The sequence below is a fragment of the Dyella sp. genome, assembly GCF_036746095.1.
Lineage (GTDB): Bacteria > Pseudomonadota > Gammaproteobacteria > Xanthomonadales > Rhodanobacteraceae > Dyella_B.
This window is the reverse complement of record NZ_DAIOEU010000005.1, coordinates 60,172-77,934: the sequence shown is the minus strand read 5'-3', so window position 1 is coordinate 77,934 and position 17,763 is coordinate 60,172. Positions and strand designations below refer to the sequence as shown.

Sequence of the window (17,763 nt, the reverse complement as noted above, 5' to 3'; positions counted from 1 at the left end):
TTATAGGGCCGATTTGTCGTATAAACGTGGAGCGGAGCAGAGCGATTTTGAGCTTCAAGGGGATTGGGGATAAGTGGTCCAAAGACCCCGGCTATCCATCCAAGTGGATGCGCGTGTTGTGCGCCAATTAACTCAGGTGTGATGCCGAGTAAAATCTCACGAAATAAGGAGTGCGGAAATGGGACAGACAATTGAAGAACTGTATTTCGAGACGCTGCCGACTGATTTGTATCGGCATGGAACCATGACAAGCCCTCAGCTTCACAAGCCGAGGACGATGCCGCCCCGCCAAGCGGACCAAGTCCATGATGTAAAGATTTATACGAAGAATGGCGTCGATTACGTTGATGCGACATCTGGTGGGATTTCCACGTTCAACATGCCTAACCTGAGGTTTGGCAATCGATGGTGGAAGCTGCCCAAAGGCACCAAGATTCCCACGGGTTTGAGAGTGAGCCGGGACGCGGGCATCAATCATGCTACCGGCCAGATTCACTACACCATCAGGCCTCTGCACGATATGCCGCTATCCACGTTTATCACGTTGCTCCAGCAGATATCCGCTCATGCGGTTCCCACCTTCGCCGTGCCGACAAAACAGGTAAAGTGATATGGATCTTGGCATAAAAGAGAAGCAGGTCATCCTGGTCGCTTTGCGACGGTTTTTGAAAGAGCTAGAAGATCAGTTGAACTCGGAAGATATCGATGAGGAAGAGTCCGCTGATCTTGCCAATGATGCGGCATTGGTTGATCTTCTTGTGTCTCGCTTTGAGGAAGAGGCATAATCCTTGAGCGCTTTTGTACGGGGCCAAAGCGCTGGGATGGCCTTGTTGTACACTCGGAGAAAAAAATCTCAGCCTGCATCTTTAAAAGGGGGGTGTCATGAAATTTAGCGTTCATGGGCCATTTCGGCTTCCATTTCACAATCGACTAATTAATAGCGCGGCAAGCGAAAAAAAGAATTTCTGGGAAGTGGTGGATTCCGAAGAGTCAAATCTTTCGGAGGCGTGTGGTTGCTATATCTTCGTTATTCGAAAAAATAGCAAGGCGTTGCCTTGGTATATAGGTCTTACGACAAAAAGAAGTTTCAAGAAAGAGGTGTTGGGATTACATCAAATCAATCACTATAATCAAGCAATAGGAAATGCACGGCGCGGGTGGCCTGAAGTCTACCTGTTAGCCAAGCGTACCCCTGGTGACAGGTTCGCAAGGCCATCGGCTAGGGCGCAGGGTGATATTGAGTTTCTTGAAACATTCATGTTTGGTGTAGGGCTTAACGCCAACGGTAAACTTCGTAATTCTCGAAATACTCGATTTCTTAGAGCTGTAACGGTGCCTGGCATTATAAATACACCACGGCGAGCTCCTACCACGTCAGAAAGAGCATTAAGGAAAGATATGGGGCTTTAGATGCAGGTGGGGTGAGTCCTGGCATTATAAATTATTGCAAATGACGAAGTTGAGGTCTTTGCTGCAATTTACGGCAGTTGTTGCTTGTAAATCATCCCGCCCTTCATCACAAACGGCACATGCTCAACCGCACTGATGTCAGCCGTGGGATCGCCCTGCACAGCAATAATGTCCGCATCCAATCCCGCCTTCAGCTGCCCGAACTTGTCCTGCTGCCGCAAAATCTTGGCATCCACCGCCGTCGCCGCCAGCAACACCCGTGCGGGTGACATGCCATCGCGCACCATCCATTCCAGCTCCTTGTAGTTGGTGCCGTGGGTGAATACGCCCACGTCGCTGCCGCAACCGATCATCACGCCGGCCTTCATGGCGTTTTTGAAAGCGTTGGCGGCTTCCTGCATGCCGGCATCGGGTGGCTGGCCGGGTTTCCAGTTGCGGAAGTATTCGGCGTAGGCGGCTTCGGCTTCGAGCGTGGGCAGGTAGGCGACGTTGTGTTGTTTCATCAGCGCGAACACTTCCGGTGTGCCGCCGTAGCCGTGTTCGATGGTATCGACGCCGGCGAGTACCGCGCGGCGCATGCCTTCGGCGGTGGTGGAGTGCATGGAGACGGGCAGGCCGAGTGAGTGGGCGGTGTCGACGCCGGCTTTCAGTTCTTCTTCGCTGAAGGTGGGTACGGCGCCTTTGCTCTTGCCGCATTCGTAGTCGGCATAGATCTTGATCCAGTCCGCGCCGTGGCCGGCCTGGTCGCGCACGGCATCGATCATTGCCGGTACGCCGGCTACGGGAATGCCGCCTTGTGGAAGGTTGAGGTCGGTGCGGAAGCCTTCGGGGCCGGGGCCATAACAATGTGCTGCAATGGTGGCGCGCGTGGCGACGAACAGGTGCGGTCCGGGAATCAGCCCTTCATTGATGGCGCGTTGCACGTCGACGTCGGCATAACCGGCGCCCTCGGTGCCCAGGTCGCGCAGCGCGGTGAAGCCGGCCATCAGGGTGTCATGCACGTGCTTGACGGCTTCGATGGTGCGATAGGACTGCGTTTCCTTCAGCACCTGATCGTTCCACAAGGCTTCGTTATAGGGATGCAGGAAGATGTGCGAGTGCGCGTCAATCAGGCCGGGCAGCAGGGTGGTGCCGGGCAGATCGATGGTTTGCGTGCCGGGTGGGGCATGGACATCCGAAGCCGGGCCTACCGCGGCGATCTTGTCGCCTTGCACCAGTACCACCCAGCCTGCATGGGCCTGTTCGCTGCGTGCATCGAAAACGCGGTCGGCCTTGAGCAGCCAGGCGTGGTCGGCGGGCTTTGGTGGCGAGACCGCATCGGCCAATACCGTGGATGCGCCCATGGTGCAGGCAATGAACATGCCGCCGAACAATGCGGCGAGGCGGTGGAACCGATGCTTCGACATGGCTGTTCCTCAGGGTCTGTCGGCGGGATCGGTCACTTATAGCAAAAACACACCGAAGGCGATAAGCAGGGCTTTTTGCACATGCGGCAGCTTGTCGTCGTGCGAGTGATGACGAGGCAGGCGAACATGTAGGCGGGAATGCAATCCCAATCTACTTACTTGCTGGAAAATACGTAGGCGCCTCTCGCCGATCCTTCAAACTGTAATCACGCACGATACGAATCGCATAGATATTCGCGCCCGCATCGTTGCTCCGAATGGCGGCCTCGGCGAAGTTGTCCGCATCCTGCTGTGTACGCCAGCCGGCAAGAAAGGCACTGCGTTCAGCAGTATTGAGGTGCTGGAAAACGTCGCTATCCAATGCCTGCGGATGCGTGGTGCTTGCGAGTGGGTTCAGCGATGAGCCCTCGGCAAGCGCGCCATCAATGATCGTCAATGCCTTGGCTTGCCCGATTTCGGTTTGATCCTGCCGCATCCAGTTCACGGAGCGATCTGCAAAGCGGCCGGCGACGCGCGTTACTTCGCCGACTCGAATCCGATAGTCCTCAAGCACGCCTTCGCGCCCGCGCACCTGCGCGGCGTGGTGTGGTTCCAGCGTACGCCAATGCACGACGGCCTTTTCGTTATCCCACAACGACAGGGATAGCAGATAGCCCTCGCGTTGACTGCTACGGAACCGTTCGTTTTCCAGAAAGCCAGGTATCTTTTCCAGCACCGGGCGCAAACCGGCGGCAATCTGCAAATATTCGTCCTTGCGTGCAGGATCGGGCTTTACTTCAAATACAACGGCAAAGAGCGAGCGATGGGACATGGGCGAAATCATTGAGCCGAATCTTCCGCAGCATGGATAAAGGCGTTGACGCTTTCGTACAGCGAGTGCCGGTTTTTTTCCAGGTGCACGACATGCGTGCCGTCATCGATGCGCAACCGCCACCTTAGTGGGCTGTGCGTGAACTTCTCAAGAAAAGGGGCGGCGCCGGCGTCGTTCACCACATCGTCGTCATTGCCGTAGACCACGAATACCGGAACGGCGACGTTGCTGGCGTCATACGGATAATGTCCTGCCGTTACGCTATCGATATCGTCGAGCGGGCCATTGGGAATGCGCAATGCATCGGCTGGGTCGCCTTGCACGTGCGGTACCGATGCCGCGAACGCAGGCGCCCAGCGTTGGTCCACTGCAGTCTCAAGCAGGTATTTGCCGGGCGGAAGCACGTCCTTGAAACGCAATTGTTCCAGGCGTTGCTGCGCAGTGATCGTCCACCAGGCGGGATGATCCGTGGCAGGCGGCAAGGGCGTGCTCAAAGGTACGATCGGGCCGAACAAGGTCAGCGAAGACAATGCATGCGGGTGGCTTGCCGCAAACATTGCCGCGGGCACCGTGCCCCAGGAGTGCGCCACAAGGTGAATCGACGTGATGCCCTGGTGCCTGCGCAGTTCGTCGACCGCCACGGCTATCTCGCTTGCGGCTGCCTTTGCGTCGGTAACAGGCGGCGCCTGATTGGCGGGGCTGGACATCGCCGGCGGACGGCTGGAATCACCAAAGCCGAGGAAATCCAGGCCGCAAGCGACATAGCCCTGGCGCGCCGTGTATTCGATCCATGAGTCGCCCGGCGCGAATGTAAAACCGGCCGCAAGCATGGTGGGAAAGCTGGCCCCATGGATGAACAGCACGCTCTTGTGTGCGTCGGGCGTCGGGCGCGCGCAATGCAGTGCCAGATGCTCCGAGGGTGCATCCGGCAGCGTGATGTAGATCGTGCTGACCGGAATGCTTTGCATGCCTGTAGAGGAAGCCAGTGCGAGGAGGAGCGATGCGAGCATGGTGGCACTCGGCGTGGAGGGAACGCCGCCAACTTAGTCAGGATCGCCGAAGGATATTTCGGCGTCCGGCGAAGCGTTCGAATACAGCAGGGTGCTAAGGCGCATGCGTTGATGGCCATGCATTCCAGCCATCCTGGTTGTACGATCGCGCCGTTGATCATGTTTTGGGGCATGGAGGTCGCATGGGAAGCATTGCCGCACGCCTCGCCTGGGCGCTTGCCGTCGTTTGCCTGCCTGGTCTGGCGCAAGACCGGAAGACCTTGTCGCCCGTCGAGGTGACCGCGCCGGCCTATACGTCGCATCACGGCGGTTATCTCATCTCGGGCGACTTCAAGGTCGACCCGCGCATGCCCTTCATCGTATTTCCTTCGCAACCGCTGGTCGCCGAAGACGTGCTCAGCGTCGAGCCGAAATACCTGGCCGATGACGATTACCTGGTGGTGCAGGAATGCGCCGCGGCCGATTGCAGTCGCGCCAGCGTGGTACGCGTGTGGCATCCCGGTGGCGTGGCCACGGAAATCCAGAACGATCCCAACCGCATCCTGATCAAGCATGAGAACAAATACTGGATTTGGGTAAAGCGGCTGCCGCTTGCCTCCACCATGGGTTGCAACGATTGCAACGACCAGCATTTCTACACCAGCTTCGAGCCGTTCAGCCCGCCCATGGTGCTGATGCCCAACGGCGATCTGGCCGCCTATAACCGGGCAGCGCTATTGGCTGCGCGCGACCAGGATCCGGTACCGGTGAAGACGCAAACGCACGAAGGTTCCACCTTTGTGGTGACGTATGCGGACGGAAGTACGGTACGCATACGGCGCATGCATGCGGAACATTGACGAGGTGGACATGATGAGCAGTCGCACTGGCGTGCTTCGTTTCCATAGTCACCATGCGTTCCATGAAACCGTGCGGCGCTTGCATGATGCGTTTGCCGAACACGGCATCGAGGTGTTTGCTAGCATTGATCAACGGGCGGAGGCGATGGCGGTCGGATTATCGATGCCGCCTACGGTGTTGATCCTGTTCGGCAATCCCAAGACCGGTACGCCGCTGATGCTTGCCAATCCGGCGGCGGGTATCGATCTGCCGCTGAAGGCGTTGGTGGTGGAAAGCGAGCCGGGCAGGGTGGAGGTGCTGATCAATAGCGCCGCGTATCTGATCGAACGGCATGCGTTGCCGCAGGCGCTTGAAGCGAATCTTCTGCCGGTGGAAGAGTTGGTGGGGGCTGTGTTGGGGGTGAAGGCTGAGGTGATGTGAGCTTTCCTTGAGTTGATTTCAGAGCGAGTCGTCATTCCGGCCTACCTACGCCGGAATGACGACTCGCTTCGAATGGGCGTCGACGTGAGTTCGCAAAACAGATCACTTCAACGGCAAAAAAATATCCATCGCCGCCTCATGCTCAGGCACATCGGGAAAGAACGTCACCCGCTGCACGAATAGCGGAAAATCGCGCGGCTCCTCGCCGCTTCGTGGCAGCCATTCCGAATAAAGATACGCAATCGACGCGTGCAGATGATCATCCGAGCCCACATGCCGCAACCTTGCGCAACGCCCGGCAGGAATGCACTTGTCCACGATGCCAACACCGGACAGGTCGCGGTCCACGGCGACGCAGAGATCCATGCGATAGTCATCCGGCGCCACCTGGCAAGGATCGTCGTAGAAGATATTGAACGTGGCATGCCGGCTGGGATGCAGATGATGTTGCTTGCGCCAGGCGATGAACGAGCGGATCGAATCGCCGATGCGGTTCGGATCGCCACGGTGTTCCATCACGGCAAGGCGGGTTGCCGGAAAATCCATGATGCGAACATCGCGAGTATCGGTTTTGGCTTGCATATGGCGGATCCTTAGCGCGGTAAGCATTTCGTAGGTGTCGTGCCAAGGCTTCCATTGCGGCTGTTGGCGGAATTCGCTGGGCGTTTGTCCGACGCTTTTCTTGAACGCGCGCGAAAAAGATTCGGGATGGTCGTAACCGCTTTCCAACGCGATCTCGATCACGGGTTGATCACCGCGGAAGGCCAGCTGATAGGAAGCGCGTTTCAGCCGGCGCAGTTGCATGTACTTGTACACGCCGATCCCGAACATGTCCGAAAACTGCCGCAGGAAGTGATGCCTTGAGAAAGCCGCCACGTCGCTGAGCCTGGCCACGGTAAGGTCTTCATGGAGATGCTCATCGATGTAACCGAGCACTTTCTGGAAGCGGGCGAGGTAGGCATCCGATGGCCGTGCGTTCAATGCGATATCTCCTTGACGACCGAGAGTTTACGCATCGATCGCGTAGCGCGCCTGACAGAAATTGCTGAATCGGTCCGGGTTCAGCTGCGCGTATACAGGCCGGTGATGCGTCCTTCCGCAAGCACGTGGCCCTGGATCGCGGTGTTGACCTGTAGTGCATCGGCGCCGGATGGCAGCGCAGGCATGGAATCCAGCGCGTAGACGTGAAACACGTAGTGGTGTGTCGTGCCCGAGGGCGGGCAGGGGCCGCCGTAGCCCGCGTGGCCGAAGCCGTTGATGCCTTCCACAGCGTGTTCGAGCCGGTGCGACGAGGTCGACGCTCCCTCGGGCAGGTCGCGTGTCTCCGCGGGAATGTCATACGCCAGCCAGTGCGCGAACGCGACCGGCGCATCCGGATCCATCACCACGATCGCGAAGCTGCGAGTGCCGTCGGGTGGTCTCGGCAGGCGGATGTCCGGCGACAGGTTCGCGCCGTCACAGCTGAGCTTGGCCGGCATGCTGCCGCCGTCGGTAAAGCTGGCGCTTTGGATGGATAAAAAAGCCGGCGATGGCCCGGCGCATGCGGCACCGATCGGCAGCATCAGCCCGGCGAAAACATGCAGGCTATGCTTGCGGCCTTGTCTATGCATTACGGGCTCGCATCTGCCAGGCTGACTGTCACGAACGTGTGATGGAAGAAGCGCGCACGTAATGCGTTGTCGTTGAGCGAGAACGCACTGGGCGCCATCGGTTGCGCCGGCGCGTACGGCGGTGCCTGGCTGGCAAAGCGCAGGAACGGATCGACGAATTGCACGGACCATTGCCCGCTATGGGCATTGAGGGGCGTGCTGGGCAGGTCGCCGAGACGTTGTACCCAGAAGGAAACCTGGCCATCTTCCGGCAGCACGAACTGCTGGCTGCTGCTCGATTGGCCCGCGTAATAAGCCGTGAGCGGGAGTGTCTTGATCACGCGTGGGCGCAGGCAACCCTCACTGCACATGGCCACCTGCAATATCAGCACCGGCTGCGCGTTGGAAGCGTAGATCTTGATCACGTCGCCTTTTTTCAGCACCGATGTGCTTTGGAAGACGAGGGGTTTGCCGCTGCCGTTCTGTTGCGCCACGGTGAAGGCGGTATTGTCCGCGGCTTGGGCGGTGCTGATGACTCCCAGTGCGATCAATGCGCTGGCGAAAAGGTGTGAAGTGGACATGGTAGTCACCTCGCAGCATGCGGTCTGCGGTGGGTATCTTGCGCCGATTTCATTTTGCTGTCAGCAGATAAGTGGGTGTCATTGGCTAACCCAACTCTACGATTCACGTCCGGCATGCGCAGGATCAGGCAAGCCCCAAAAATGCACTTGCGCGCTCGGATCGCCGCAACGCATACCGTTCAATCATCCACACCAGCACCATCGATATGCCAAACAGCGGCAACAGCAGCGCCAACAGGACAAGCGCGCCGATCAATCCATACGGATAACGGCGATCGACCGCCGGCGGGGCACCTAGAATCCCGGCAGGGCGACGGCGCCACCACATCACTGCGGCGCTGGTGCACAACGTGATCAAACCCAGCGCCGTGAACACTCCCATGATCTGATTGAGCGGTGGAAACAGCACGCCCTCGTGAATGGCGATGCCATAGCCGATGATGCGATCAAGCAATGGCTTTTGGGCAAATGCCGAGCGCTGCAAAACCGCGCCGGTCTCGGCATCGAACGTCACATCGCTGCGGCGTGGGCGATCGTCGGTATCCGAGCGCGCTGTCCAATGTGGCGAACGTTGCGAAGGTGGCGCAATCAATACAGGCGCTGCCAAGTGTTGGGCCGCGGCTATCGGAACCAGGCGATCGAGCGTCGCATAGTCGATCGGCATGGACATGCTGCCTATCGCCATATCCATGCCTGGCATGTTCATGCCGGCGTGCTCGTCGGGTGTCGTGTTCTCCTGCCTGATCCGTGCACGCTCCGACGCGCTGCCGGTCGTCCAGTCTTGTTGTACGGCGTTTGCAGTGAACATATGGCGCAGCGAACGCAGCGTGCCGCCCCAGGTGGTGGTCCATGGCAGGCCCGATAGCAGCAGGACCAATGCGAACACCGAGATCCACAAGCCCGTCACCGCATGCAGATCGCGCCAGAAGACGCGGCGTCCGTGCCTTAGGCGCGGATAAAGCGCGCCGCCCAGACGGGCGTTGCGTGGCCACCATAGATACAGGCCGCTGAGCAGCATCAGGATGGTCCACGATGCGGCAAGTTCCACCAGCATCGAACCGCCGCGGCCCAGCAGCAGTTCGCCATGCAGGTAAAACACCACACGCATGAAGCGATCGTTCTCGCGCACCACGTCCAGCACCTGCAGGGTGGACGGATTGACGAACACGCGAATCAACTCGCTGCCGCGTCCAAGCAAAATACGCGTGGCCGCTTCGGGTGATCCGGACAGCACATAAGCGTTGAGCACTGAGCCTGGCACCGCGCGCAACGCTGCCGCCACCTGCGCGGAAGGCGGTTGCGCCGCGGCGTGGGTGACGTGCGCATAGTGCCGTTCCAGCCAGGGTTCCAGCTGTGGCTTGAACAGATAGATCATGCCGGTAATCGCCAGCCACAGCACGAACGGCAGGCAGAACAAGCCGGCGTAGAAATGCCAGCGCCAGACCATGCGATGCACGCCGCGCCGCTCAGAGCTTGAAGGTGAGGTTGCCGACATAGGTGCGCTGCGGGAACGGGTGGTAGAGGAAGTACTGGCGGTTGTTGAGGTTGTCGATGCCGAACGAGGCCGATAGCTGCTCGCTGATCTGGTAACTCACATGCAGGTCGAACACCACGAAGGTATCGAATGCGCCGAACACGTCTTCGGTGTTGTCGGTGTTATCCATGGTCGAGTACTGCTTGCCGCTGTAGCGTCCCGCCAGGGTGAACGCCCATGCAGCCGTGGGGCGATAGGTGGCGAGGGCGGTGGCGCGCCAGCGCGGCACGTAAGGCACGTGCTTGCCGTCGGACGTGGTGCCGGTGCTGCTGGCGAAGGCGTCGTTGGAAAGAATGGTGGAATCGACGAAGGTCACGCTGCCCGACAATTCCAATCCATGGATCAGCACGTTGTCGTGATCGGCCACCAGCTCGATGCCGCGATTGCGCACGGCGCCGACGTTGCTGACGAACGTCACCGGCACGGTGTAGTCGGGCAACGTGGACGTCTGGTTGATCATCGCGTTGCGCGTGTTTTCCTGAAACAGCGACATGCGCACGTAGCCATCATCCAGGGCATGCTCGACAGCCAGTTCGCCGCTGAGATCGCGCTCCGGTTTCAGGTCCGGATTGGGCGAAGCGAACGTGGCACCGGTGGCGACAAGTTGATAAAGCTCCGAAACGGTGGGGAAACGTACTGCCTTTGCTGCCGAGCCGGTGATGCGCCAGGTCGGCGAGATATCCCAGCGCAGCGTCGCCTTCGGCGAGAAGGCCGTCGCGTGTTCGCCCGGCTGGTATATCGCGGTCTTGCCGCTGAAGTTGAAGCCATCCATGGCGCGCCACTTTTCATAACGGCCACCGATGGTCGCCAGCCAGTCGGGCGCGATCTGCCAGGCGTCCTGCGTCCACAATGCGTGGGTGCTGGTTTTGCCGCGGCCTGAGGCATACAGGCTCGTTACGCTCGATGGATCCTGCCACGCGCTGAGGTTGTAGGTGGGATTGGCAAGCGTGTATTGGTCAGCGTGTGCGCCGACGGATATTTCATGCGCACCGCCATAGCCCTGTGGCCGCCAGATGCCTTTCAAGTCGGCCGTGGACCACTGGGTGCCGCCGTAGTTGGCCAACAAACCATGGGGAGTGAACATGGCGCCGCTGCCGACGCCGGCAGGCGACCACTGCCTGTCCTTGATGTAGTCGTAATGCGTGAGCACCAGCTCGCCGTCAAAATCGCTTCGGGTATCCGTTTTTAGCGATAGTGCTTGCATCAGGTGATGGGCGCTCAGGAAATAATCGTTGCTGGCGAAGGCGGAGGATTTGCCGTAGCTCGGCGCGCCTTGCGCGTTGGCGAGATAGGTCTGCACGCGCGACTGGCCGTGGTTGCTCCAGAAGCCGATCCAATACGCAGCCTGCAACCACGGCGTGATGTCGTAGGCGAACTTGCCATTGAGGTTGAGCTGGCGCGAATGCAGCAGGCCGCCCGCGCCGATCACGTTTGCCGGCTGGCCGACTTTGTTGCGTGCCGGAATGGTGCCGCCGGTTCCCGCAGGCGTGCCCGCGCTGGTGAGGTAGCTCAATGGCTGACTGAACGTGTTCAGGCCGGTGGCGCCGACGAACCACGTGAATTTTCCATCGCGTCCGCCCGCGCTTACGCTGGTCTTGCTGCTGCTGTAGTTGCCCTTGGTGTTGTAGAAGTTGTACGTCTGCAGCGCCTGGGTTTGCTGGATCGTTACCTCTGGTTTGTCCGGCGTGCGCGTGACGATGTGCACTACCCCACCCATCGAGTTGCCGGCGTAGGCGGCCGAATAAGGTCCGTACAGCATGTCGACGTGATCGATCTGCTCCGGCGACACCATGCCCCAGCGTGGCGCGCTGTTGGTGTTGTTGTTGCCGATCAGTGCGGAGATCGGAATGTCATCCACGTACACCAGCGTGCGCGCACTGGAATTGACGCCCCAGTCGCGCGTGGCGAGCACGGCCTGGGTATCGCCTATGTTGCGCTTGCGCATGAACAGGCTCGGCATGTAGCGGGTAGCGTCTTCCACATCCACGGCGTTGACCGTCGCGTGCAACTGCGCGGCGGTAACGCTGACCTGGGTAGCGGGAAAGTTGGGATCGGATCCAAGCGGCATGCGCGTGGCGGCAGAAACGCGTACAGGCATAAGCGTGGTCGGCTTTTTCATAGAGGGATGCGTGTTCGCCGTCGCGCCATCCTGGGCCATGGCGACGGAGGAGGCGAGCACGGCGAATGGCAATGCAGCCAATGCGTGGGGGCGAAGGATAGGGCGCATGGTGTGGGGAGTGCGATGGAGTGCTCTTGCCAGGACGGCAGCAAATCAAAGGGATTTCGATGCGGCTCCATGCCGTCATGCCGGCGGACGCCGGAATCCAGCAAAAACACACGGTGCGTAGCACGCAACACTAAAAAATGTTGTGTCCTTCGGACGCATTATTTGCACTGGATTCCGGCGTTCGCCGGCATGACGAGCAGGAGCGCGAAGGCATCAAGCCCTCGGCATGCATCGACATTCAAGGCAGCGGCAAAAGCGCTGCTACATCAGCCTTTGATGAGCAGCGGCGGCCCACGTGGCCGTGCACTCAGCAGTGGCGCGGCAGGTACGTTGAATGGCAACGCCGGATGCGGTGTTGCCGAGGCAAGCTGCACCGGCGGCAGGATGAGTGGTGCGTCGAACCCCACCGCCGGCATGTGCGAGAACAGTACGCAATAACCGCAGCGCGCGGTGGGATCGTTCGGATGCTCCGGCATCCCATGCCGATCTGCATGCGCAGCATGCAAGGCGCAGCCGGCGTCGATGCTGGACGGCATGCCGTCCATCGCCATATCCATCGGCATGGAGCGCGAAATGACCGGCATCAGCACGATCAGCGCCATGGCGGCCAAAGCCAGCCATGCCACAAAACGATGCTGTGCGGAACGTTTCGACACGCTTGTATGACCCCGGCTGACGAACCCAGATGCGCGGAAGCCTAGAGTAGGCTCCAAACATGATGACAGCAAATGGCAAAAACGTCATGCGGCACTTTGCATCAGCGCGTGGCGCACCCATGATGGGAGATGCGTGGATCAAATGAAGGCGTGACGGCAATGAAGATCTTGGTGGTGGGAGCAGGTGCCATCGGCGGCTATTTCGGTGGCCGTTTGCTGGAAAGCGGACAGGACGTCACCTTTCTGGTGCGCAAGGCGCGCGCGGAAACCCTGGCGCGCAAGGGCTTGCAGATTCGCAGCGCGCAAGGGGATATCGATCTGCCGCCGCCGCGCACGGTGCAAGCCGATGCGCTGAACGAAACGTTCGACCTGATCATCGTCAGTTGCAAGGCCTACCATCTGCCGCAGGCGATCGAAGACATGGCGCCCGCCGTGGGCGAACAGACGGCCATCCTGCCGTTGCTCAACGGCATGCGGCACCTGGACTTGCTGGAGGCACGTTTCGGCGTCGGCCACGTGCTGGGCGGCCAGTGCGTGATTCCGGCGACATTGGATGCGGAAGGCGTGGTGCGCCATCTTGGTCCCGCCGCCGGCTTGAGCTTCGGTGAACGCGATGGCAGCCGTTCGCCGCGCGTGGAGCGTATCGCCGAAGCGATGGCGAGTGCGCGCTTCGATTCGCGCCTCAGCACCAGCATCCTGCAGGACATGTGGGACAAATGGGTGTTTCTCGCATCGCTGGCCGGCAGCACCTGCATGATGCGCGCGCCGGTTGGCGACATCGTGGCGGCGCCGGACGGCGAGCGGGCAATGCTCGATCTGCTCGAGGAATGCCGCCGCGTGGCCGAAGCGAATGGCCATGCGCCGAAGGATGCGGCCATGGAACGCTCGCGCGGCATGCTCACCGCGAAGGGCTCGACCATGAGCGCCTCGATGCTGCGTGATCTGGAGCAGGGCAGTGCGGTGGAGGCCGACCATGTCATCGGTGATCTGCTGGTGCGTGGCGATGCGGCCGGTTTGATCTCGCCGGCCTTGCGCTTGGCTTATGTGCATTTGAAGGCGTATGAGGTGCGGCGAGGGCGCTGATTGCTCGGCGACGCTGGATGTTTCGCAGGGTCTCCGGGAAACCCCTGGCATTCCCCGCATGACGGTGCTGGGATTTCATTCCAGCCCGCGTCTTCACGCGATCATCACATGGCGCAACCATTCATCTAAATAGGTTGCGCCGAACGGCTGGTTGACCGATTCACGGGAAGCACCCATCCCTCGCTGCGCGAAGATCGGCTCGTCACCGGCTTCCGTTCCAAGGTCGCCGGCAACCGATGGCCTGCGCCAGGTCCCGGTGCGTGGCCGCAGTGGGTACGGATGCGAAAAAATGCGGGCATGCCACCTGGCATGCCTGCACGCGCCGTCGCCGGCCTTACCGGACGCAGCGCGTTGTTTGAAGGAACACTTCGGGCGGTCGAGTATGGCCGTCCAGCACGCGTTCTGCGCGGCAGCAACGCCCTCGCGCAGGGCCATGGGGAAAAGTCGCAACCGCTTACCAGGGCGCTCACTATGGTGGGGCTAGGCAGCCAATCGGCGCCTGGTGTCGGCCCAATTCCGGGCCAAGACAAACCCGTAACCTAAGTGGAGACTCACACATATGTACGCACACTTCGAACGCACCGGCTCGCTGACCGAACTCTCCAGCTATCCGCGTTGGGCGCAAGACCTGGTATCGGCTTGCGAACCGACCAAACAGACTGTGGTGAAGCATGAGCTGTGGACACTGATGCGCGAGAACCGTCTGGATGCAGCAGGCACGCGCGATTTCATGGTAGGCGTGTGGCCCGTGATCGAGCGTTTTCCGGGCTATATGGCACTCAGTTTGCTGAAAACCCGTTACGGCCGTAGCCCGGGCGAAAACATGGCCCGCCGCTGGCTGGTACGCAACATCCGAGTGGAGCAGAATCATGCCGAATACTGGCTCAACTGGGCCGAAGGAGCAGGGGTGCCCCAAACCGAGGTACTGAACGGCACCACCCCCTACGGGACGGACGCATTGTCCAACTGGTGCGAGGAGGTAAGCCGCAGTGGTCCGTTGGCAGCCGGCATGCTGGCTACCAATTACGCAGTGGAAGGGGCAACAGGGGAATGGTCGCAATGGGTCTACGACAGCGCGGCCTATACGGAAAGCTTCCCCAAGGCTACCCGCGCGGGCTCGCTGCGTTGGCTTCAACTTCACGCCGCGTATGACGATACTCATCCATGGGAGGCGTTGGAGATCGTGTGCACCCTGGTCGGCACGTCCCCGCGTCCGGATGAAGTGGCGTACCTGCAGGAATGCGTCAAGCGCAGTTACGTAAGCATGAGGATTACCCTGGATCGGTGTCTGGATGTGCGTCGCGACCCATGGTCGGCCAGTGAAGTGGCCGCTTAAGTAATGCAGTAGGTGGGGCGATACACGTCAGATCGGCAGTTTTTCGGCTGTGGATGACAGGCTCTAAGATAGGGGCAAGATGCGTACCGCCCATCACGTAAAGCAGCGACCGCTGTCTCGGCGCCTTATGCCATTGGCATACGGCTTGGCGGCGGTCGTTGGCTTGGTTTTGTGCCTGACCTGGGGGGCGCTCCAGGTCCAGGTCACGCTGGCTGGTTTCTTGAACGGCGAAAGCCTGTGGTCGAAAGCGCAAAAGCAGTCGGTGATCGAGCTGGCCGCGTATGCGCGCAACGGCGACCCCGCCCGGCTCGAAAGCTTTCGCCGCAATTATGACGTGGTGCGCACCGACCGCTGGGCGCGCGACGCCATCGCCACCGGGCACTACGACCGGCATGCGGTCTACGCGGCATTCCAGCGTGGCGGGGTGATTCCCGCGGCCATTCCGGGGATGGTCTTCATCCTCGATCATTTTGCATCGCTGCCCTACGTTGGGCCGGCGCTGCGCGATTGGCGTTCGGTCGATACCGCCATCGACGACATGAACGGCATCGCCGAGCAGTTGCGGCAGGCGTATGCGCTGGGTCCGCCGCCCGCCGAAGAGATCAAGCGGCAGCAGGCGCGCATCGAAGCGCTCAACACGTACATCGAACCGCGCAGCGACGATTTCTCGTTACAGATAGCCCTGGGTGCCGCGTGGCTGGGCCGCGTGCTGTTCATCAGCGTGCTGGTAACGGCCATGCTGGCGTCCATGCTGTGGGTGCGCATGGCCCAGCGCATCCTGGCTGGCATTCGCGGCACCGAGGAGCGTTATCGCCAACTGTTCGACAGCGCCGCCGACGCCATCGTGATGGTGGATGAAGCCCATGGCCGCATCCTTGGCGCCAACCGCACCGCGGTTGCATGGACAGGGCGCGAACCGCATGAACTGGTCGGCCTGCATTTCCACGACCTGTTCGTGGAAGGCAGCATGCGTTCGGCGGGTTCGTCCACCATCGGTTTGCTGCGCGCGGTCAATGGCCTGATCCGCAGCGTGGAAACGCACAGCAGCCTGACCACCTGGGGCACGCAGCCGGTGCGCCAGGCGATCATGCGCGACGTCTCCGACCGCATCGCGATGGAACAGGAACGCCGCATCGCCGCCGAAGCGCTGGCCAGCGTGGCCGAAGGCGTGATCATTGCCGACGCGGATCGGCGCGTGACCACGGTGAACGCCGCGCACACGCGCATTACCGGCTACACGCTGCCGTATCTGCAGCATCACCGTTTTGACGAATTGCGCCGCATGCCGGACGGCTCGCCGTTGCCTGCCTCCATCTGGGACATGGTGGCCGAAGGCGGCAACTGGGTGGGCGAGGTGCAGAGCTGGCGGTCGGATGGTTCGTCGTATCCGGAACTGCTCAGCGTCAGCGCCATCCGCAACGGCGAAGGACGGGTGCAGCACTACGTGGCGGTGATTACCGACATCACGCGCAGCAAGGCCGACCGCCAGCGCCTGGAATACATGGTGGCGCACGACCCGCTTACCGGCCTTGCCAATCGCAGCGAATTCCAGCGCCATAGCGCGCAGGCGATCGAGGCGGCGGCACGCGTCAACGGCGCGGCGGCGGTGCTGTTCGTGGACCTGGATGCATTCAAGGCCGTCAACGACAGCTATAGTCATGCCATCGGCGATCGCCTGCTGGTGAAAGTGGCGCAGCGCATCCGCCGCGAGTTGGGCGAGAACGACGTGGCCAGCCGTATCGGCGGCGATGAATTCACCGTGCTGCTCGGCGGCTTGCGCACGCGCGAACAGGCCGCGCAATTTGCCAGCCGCCTGTTGCAAAGCCTGTCCGAGCCGATGCTTATCGGCGACTACGAAATCGTGATGAGTGCGAGCATCGGCATTGCCGGTTACCCGCTCGATGGCAGCGATGCCGTCACGCTGATCGCCAACGCCGATGCGGCGATGTACGCCGCCAAGACACAGGAACGCAACACCTTCCGTTTCTACACGCCGCTGATGCACGCCGATGCGCGCATGCGCCTGATGCTCGGCGCCGATTTGCGGCAGGCGCTGATCCGCGACGAATTCCATCTGGTGTTCCAGCCCAGCGTGGAATTGCGCAGCGGCCGCATCGTGGCGGTGGAAGCGTTGATCCGCTGGCGCCATCCGGAACGCGGCGAGCTGATGCCGGACGAATTCATTCCGCTGGCGGAAAGCCTTGGATTGATCCGGCGTCTGGATGCCTGGACCCTGCGCGCCGTATGCAATCAGATCCGTGCGTGGGACCAGGCGAAGCTGCCGCCGATCCGCGTGGCGGTCAATGCGTCCGCGGCTACCTTCGGGCATCCCGGTTTTCTCGACAGCGTGAAACAGGCGCTGCAGGCCAGCGGCATCTCGCCCAAGCGCATCCTGTTCGAAATCACCGAAAGCGCGATCCTGCGCTTGGGCGAGGCGACCGAGCAGACCATGCATGCGCTGCACGCGCTCGGCATCGGCATTGCCATCGATGATTTCGGTACCGGCTATTCATCGCTGGCGTATTTGAAGTTGTCCGGTATCGATTATCTGAAAATCGACCGCTCGTTCGTCACCGATCTGCCGGACAGCGCCAACGACGTAGCCATCGTCGAGGCCATGCTCGCCATCGCCAAGAGCCTGGGGATGTGCACGATTGCCGAAGGTATCGAGACCGCCGCGCAGCATGAGTTTTTGCTGCGCGCCGGGTGTGCGGAAGGGCAGGGTTATTTCTACGCGCGCGGTTTGCCGCCAGTGGAGATCGAGCGGATGTTGTCGCCCAATCCGCGGCATGAGCCGTCGCGGTTGCGGTTGGTGCCGCCCAAATAAAAAATACCTGACGATGTTTGGAGCTTGCCCGGT

At 60.7% G+C, this 17,763-nt stretch carries 18 protein-coding genes; 8 read left to right on the top strand and 10 right to left on the bottom strand.

What is annotated here, in order from left to right:
* Positions 1-178 precede the first annotated feature (178 nt).
* From V7M64_RS04080 to V7M64_RS04070, 3 genes are all read left to right on the top strand, one after another.
* Positions 179-610 carry a hypothetical protein gene (locus V7M64_RS04080; RefSeq protein ID WP_333677204.1) on the top strand — a complete coding sequence of 144 codons (432 nt, stop codon included), beginning with the start codon at positions 179-181 and terminating at the stop codon, positions 608-610.
* Position 611: 1 nt separating this feature from the next.
* Positions 612-785 carry a hypothetical protein gene (locus V7M64_RS04075; protein ID WP_333677203.1) on the top strand — a complete coding sequence of 58 codons (174 nt, stop codon included), beginning with the start codon at positions 612-614 and terminating at the stop codon, positions 783-785.
* Positions 786-882: 97 nt separating this feature from the next.
* A complete protein-coding gene (locus V7M64_RS04070) occupies positions 883-1,410 on the top strand; it encodes a hypothetical protein (RefSeq protein WP_333677202.1) in 528 nt (175 codons plus the stop codon).
* A gap of 68 nt (positions 1,411-1,478) precedes the next feature.
* On the opposite strand, the gene V7M64_RS04065 is transcribed toward V7M64_RS04070, so the two are convergent.
* From V7M64_RS04065 to V7M64_RS04055, 3 genes are all read right to left on the bottom strand, one after another.
* Positions 1,479-2,816, bottom strand: a complete 1,338-nt coding sequence (locus V7M64_RS04065) for an amidohydrolase family protein (protein ID WP_333677201.1) — start codon at positions 2,814-2,816, stop codon at positions 1,479-1,481.
* 151 nt (positions 2,817-2,967) lie between these two features.
* Positions 2,968-3,627, bottom strand: coding sequence for an antibiotic biosynthesis monooxygenase (locus V7M64_RS04060; protein WP_333677200.1), 660 nt, complete (start codon positions 3,625-3,627; stop codon positions 2,968-2,970).
* An 8-nt stretch (positions 3,628-3,635) separates the two neighbouring features.
* Positions 3,636-4,637, bottom strand: a complete 1,002-nt coding sequence (locus V7M64_RS04055; RefSeq protein ID WP_333677199.1) for an alpha/beta fold hydrolase — start codon at positions 4,635-4,637, stop codon at positions 3,636-3,638.
* A gap of 182 nt (positions 4,638-4,819) precedes the next feature.
* On the opposite strand from V7M64_RS04055, the gene V7M64_RS04050 reads away from it, so the two are divergent.
* Together V7M64_RS04050 and V7M64_RS04045 are read left to right on the top strand one after the other, a co-directional pair.
* A complete protein-coding gene (locus tag V7M64_RS04050) occupies positions 4,820-5,476 on the top strand; it encodes a hypothetical protein (RefSeq protein ID WP_333677198.1) in 657 nt (218 codons plus the stop codon).
* 13 nt (positions 5,477-5,489) lie between these two features.
* On the top strand, positions 5,490-5,897 hold the full coding sequence (locus V7M64_RS04045; RefSeq protein ID WP_333677197.1) for a DUF302 domain-containing protein: 408 nt from the start codon (positions 5,490-5,492) through the stop codon (positions 5,895-5,897).
* A gap of 102 nt (positions 5,898-5,999) precedes the next feature.
* On the opposite strand, the gene V7M64_RS04040 is transcribed toward V7M64_RS04045, so the two are convergent.
* From V7M64_RS04040 to V7M64_RS04015, 6 genes are all read right to left on the bottom strand, one after another.
* Positions 6,000-6,878 (bottom strand): AraC family transcriptional regulator, encoded by an 879-nt coding sequence (locus V7M64_RS04040; RefSeq protein ID WP_333677196.1) that lies wholly within the window; start codon positions 6,876-6,878, stop codon positions 6,000-6,002.
* A gap of 80 nt (positions 6,879-6,958) precedes the next feature.
* On the bottom strand, positions 6,959-7,507 hold the full coding sequence (locus V7M64_RS04035; RefSeq protein WP_333677195.1) for a YbhB/YbcL family Raf kinase inhibitor-like protein: 549 nt from the start codon (positions 7,505-7,507) through the stop codon (positions 6,959-6,961).
* Entirely contained in the window at positions 7,507-8,067 is a 561-nt protein-coding gene (locus V7M64_RS04030; RefSeq protein ID WP_333677194.1) for a hypothetical protein, read from the bottom strand. The genes V7M64_RS04035 and V7M64_RS04030 overlap by 1 nt, the downstream gene beginning before the upstream one ends.
* Before the next feature lie 124 nt (positions 8,068-8,191).
* The gene (locus V7M64_RS04025) at positions 8,192-9,514 is read right to left on the bottom strand and encodes a PepSY domain-containing protein (RefSeq protein ID WP_333677319.1); all 1,323 of its coding nucleotides are present in this window, start codon (positions 9,512-9,514) and stop codon (positions 8,192-8,194) included.
* Positions 9,515-9,533: 19 nt separating this feature from the next.
* Complete coding sequence (locus V7M64_RS04020; RefSeq protein WP_333677193.1) at positions 9,534-11,720, bottom strand: TonB-dependent receptor; 2,187 nt, start codon at positions 11,718-11,720, stop codon at positions 9,534-9,536.
* Between the two features lie 374 nt (positions 11,721-12,094).
* Positions 12,095-12,484, bottom strand: a complete 390-nt coding sequence (locus V7M64_RS04015; RefSeq protein ID WP_333677191.1) for a DUF2946 domain-containing protein — start codon at positions 12,482-12,484, stop codon at positions 12,095-12,097.
* A gap of 159 nt (positions 12,485-12,643) precedes the next feature.
* Here V7M64_RS04015 and panE point away from each other — a divergent pair, with 159 nt between their 5' ends.
* On the top strand, positions 12,644-13,567 hold the full coding sequence (panE, locus tag V7M64_RS04010; protein WP_333677190.1) for a 2-dehydropantoate 2-reductase: 924 nt from the start codon (positions 12,644-12,646) through the stop codon (positions 13,565-13,567).
* A gap of 93 nt (positions 13,568-13,660) precedes the next feature.
* On the opposite strand, the gene V7M64_RS04005 is transcribed toward panE, so the two are convergent.
* Positions 13,661-14,002, bottom strand: coding sequence for a hypothetical protein (locus V7M64_RS04005; protein ID WP_333677189.1), 342 nt, complete (start codon positions 14,000-14,002; stop codon positions 13,661-13,663).
* Between the two features lie 124 nt (positions 14,003-14,126).
* Between V7M64_RS04005 and V7M64_RS04000 the strand changes: the two genes are divergently transcribed.
* Positions 14,127-14,903: an iron-containing redox enzyme family protein gene (locus V7M64_RS04000; protein ID WP_333677188.1), complete on the top strand. Its 777-nt coding sequence runs from the start codon at positions 14,127-14,129 to the stop codon at positions 14,901-14,903.
* A 127-nt stretch (positions 14,904-15,030) separates the two neighbouring features.
* Positions 15,031-17,730 carry an EAL domain-containing protein gene (locus V7M64_RS03995; protein ID WP_333677187.1) on the top strand — a complete coding sequence of 900 codons (2,700 nt, stop codon included), beginning with the start codon at positions 15,031-15,033 and terminating at the stop codon, positions 17,728-17,730.
* The last annotated feature ends 33 nt before the right edge of the window (positions 17,731-17,763 follow it).

Bases quoted from the DNA above. Each gene is read 5' to 3' on its own strand.
- V7M64_RS04080 (WP_333677204.1), top strand. From the start codon at position 179: ATGGGACAGACAATTGAAGAACTGTATTTCGAGACGCTGCCGACTGAT.
- V7M64_RS04075 (WP_333677203.1), top strand. From the start codon at position 612: ATGGATCTTGGCATAAAAGAGAAGCAGGTCATCCTGGTCGCTTTGCGA.
- V7M64_RS04070 (WP_333677202.1), top strand. From the start codon at position 883: ATGAAATTTAGCGTTCATGGGCCATTTCGGCTTCCATTTCACAATCGA.
- V7M64_RS04065 (WP_333677201.1), bottom strand. From the start codon at position 2,816: ATGTCGAAGCATCGGTTCCACCGCCTCGCCGCATTGTTCGGCGGCATG.
- V7M64_RS04060 (WP_333677200.1), bottom strand. From the start codon at position 3,627: ATGTCCCATCGCTCGCTCTTTGCCGTTGTATTTGAAGTAAAGCCCGAT.
- V7M64_RS04055 (WP_333677199.1), bottom strand. From the start codon at position 4,637: ATGCTCGCATCGCTCCTCCTCGCACTGGCTTCCTCTACAGGCATGCAA.
- V7M64_RS04050 (WP_333677198.1), top strand. From the start codon at position 4,820: ATGGGAAGCATTGCCGCACGCCTCGCCTGGGCGCTTGCCGTCGTTTGC.
- V7M64_RS04045 (WP_333677197.1), top strand. From the start codon at position 5,490: ATGAGCAGTCGCACTGGCGTGCTTCGTTTCCATAGTCACCATGCGTTC.
- V7M64_RS04035 (WP_333677195.1), bottom strand. From the start codon at position 7,507: ATGCATAGACAAGGCCGCAAGCATAGCCTGCATGTTTTCGCCGGGCTG.
- V7M64_RS04030 (WP_333677194.1), bottom strand. From the start codon at position 8,067: ATGTCCACTTCACACCTTTTCGCCAGCGCATTGATCGCACTGGGAGTC.
- V7M64_RS04025 (WP_333677319.1), bottom strand. From the start codon at position 9,514: ATGGTCTGGCGCTGGCATTTCTACGCCGGCTTGTTCTGCCTGCCGTTC.
- V7M64_RS04020 (WP_333677193.1), bottom strand. From the start codon at position 11,720: ATGAAAAAGCCGACCACGCTTATGCCTGTACGCGTTTCTGCCGCCACG.
- panE (WP_333677190.1), top strand. From the start codon at position 12,644: ATGAAGATCTTGGTGGTGGGAGCAGGTGCCATCGGCGGCTATTTCGGT.
- V7M64_RS04005 (WP_333677189.1), bottom strand. From the start codon at position 14,002: ATGGCCCTGCGCGAGGGCGTTGCTGCCGCGCAGAACGCGTGCTGGACG.
- V7M64_RS04000 (WP_333677188.1), top strand. From the start codon at position 14,127: ATGTACGCACACTTCGAACGCACCGGCTCGCTGACCGAACTCTCCAGC.
- V7M64_RS03995 (WP_333677187.1), top strand. From the start codon at position 15,031: ATGCCATTGGCATACGGCTTGGCGGCGGTCGTTGGCTTGGTTTTGTGC.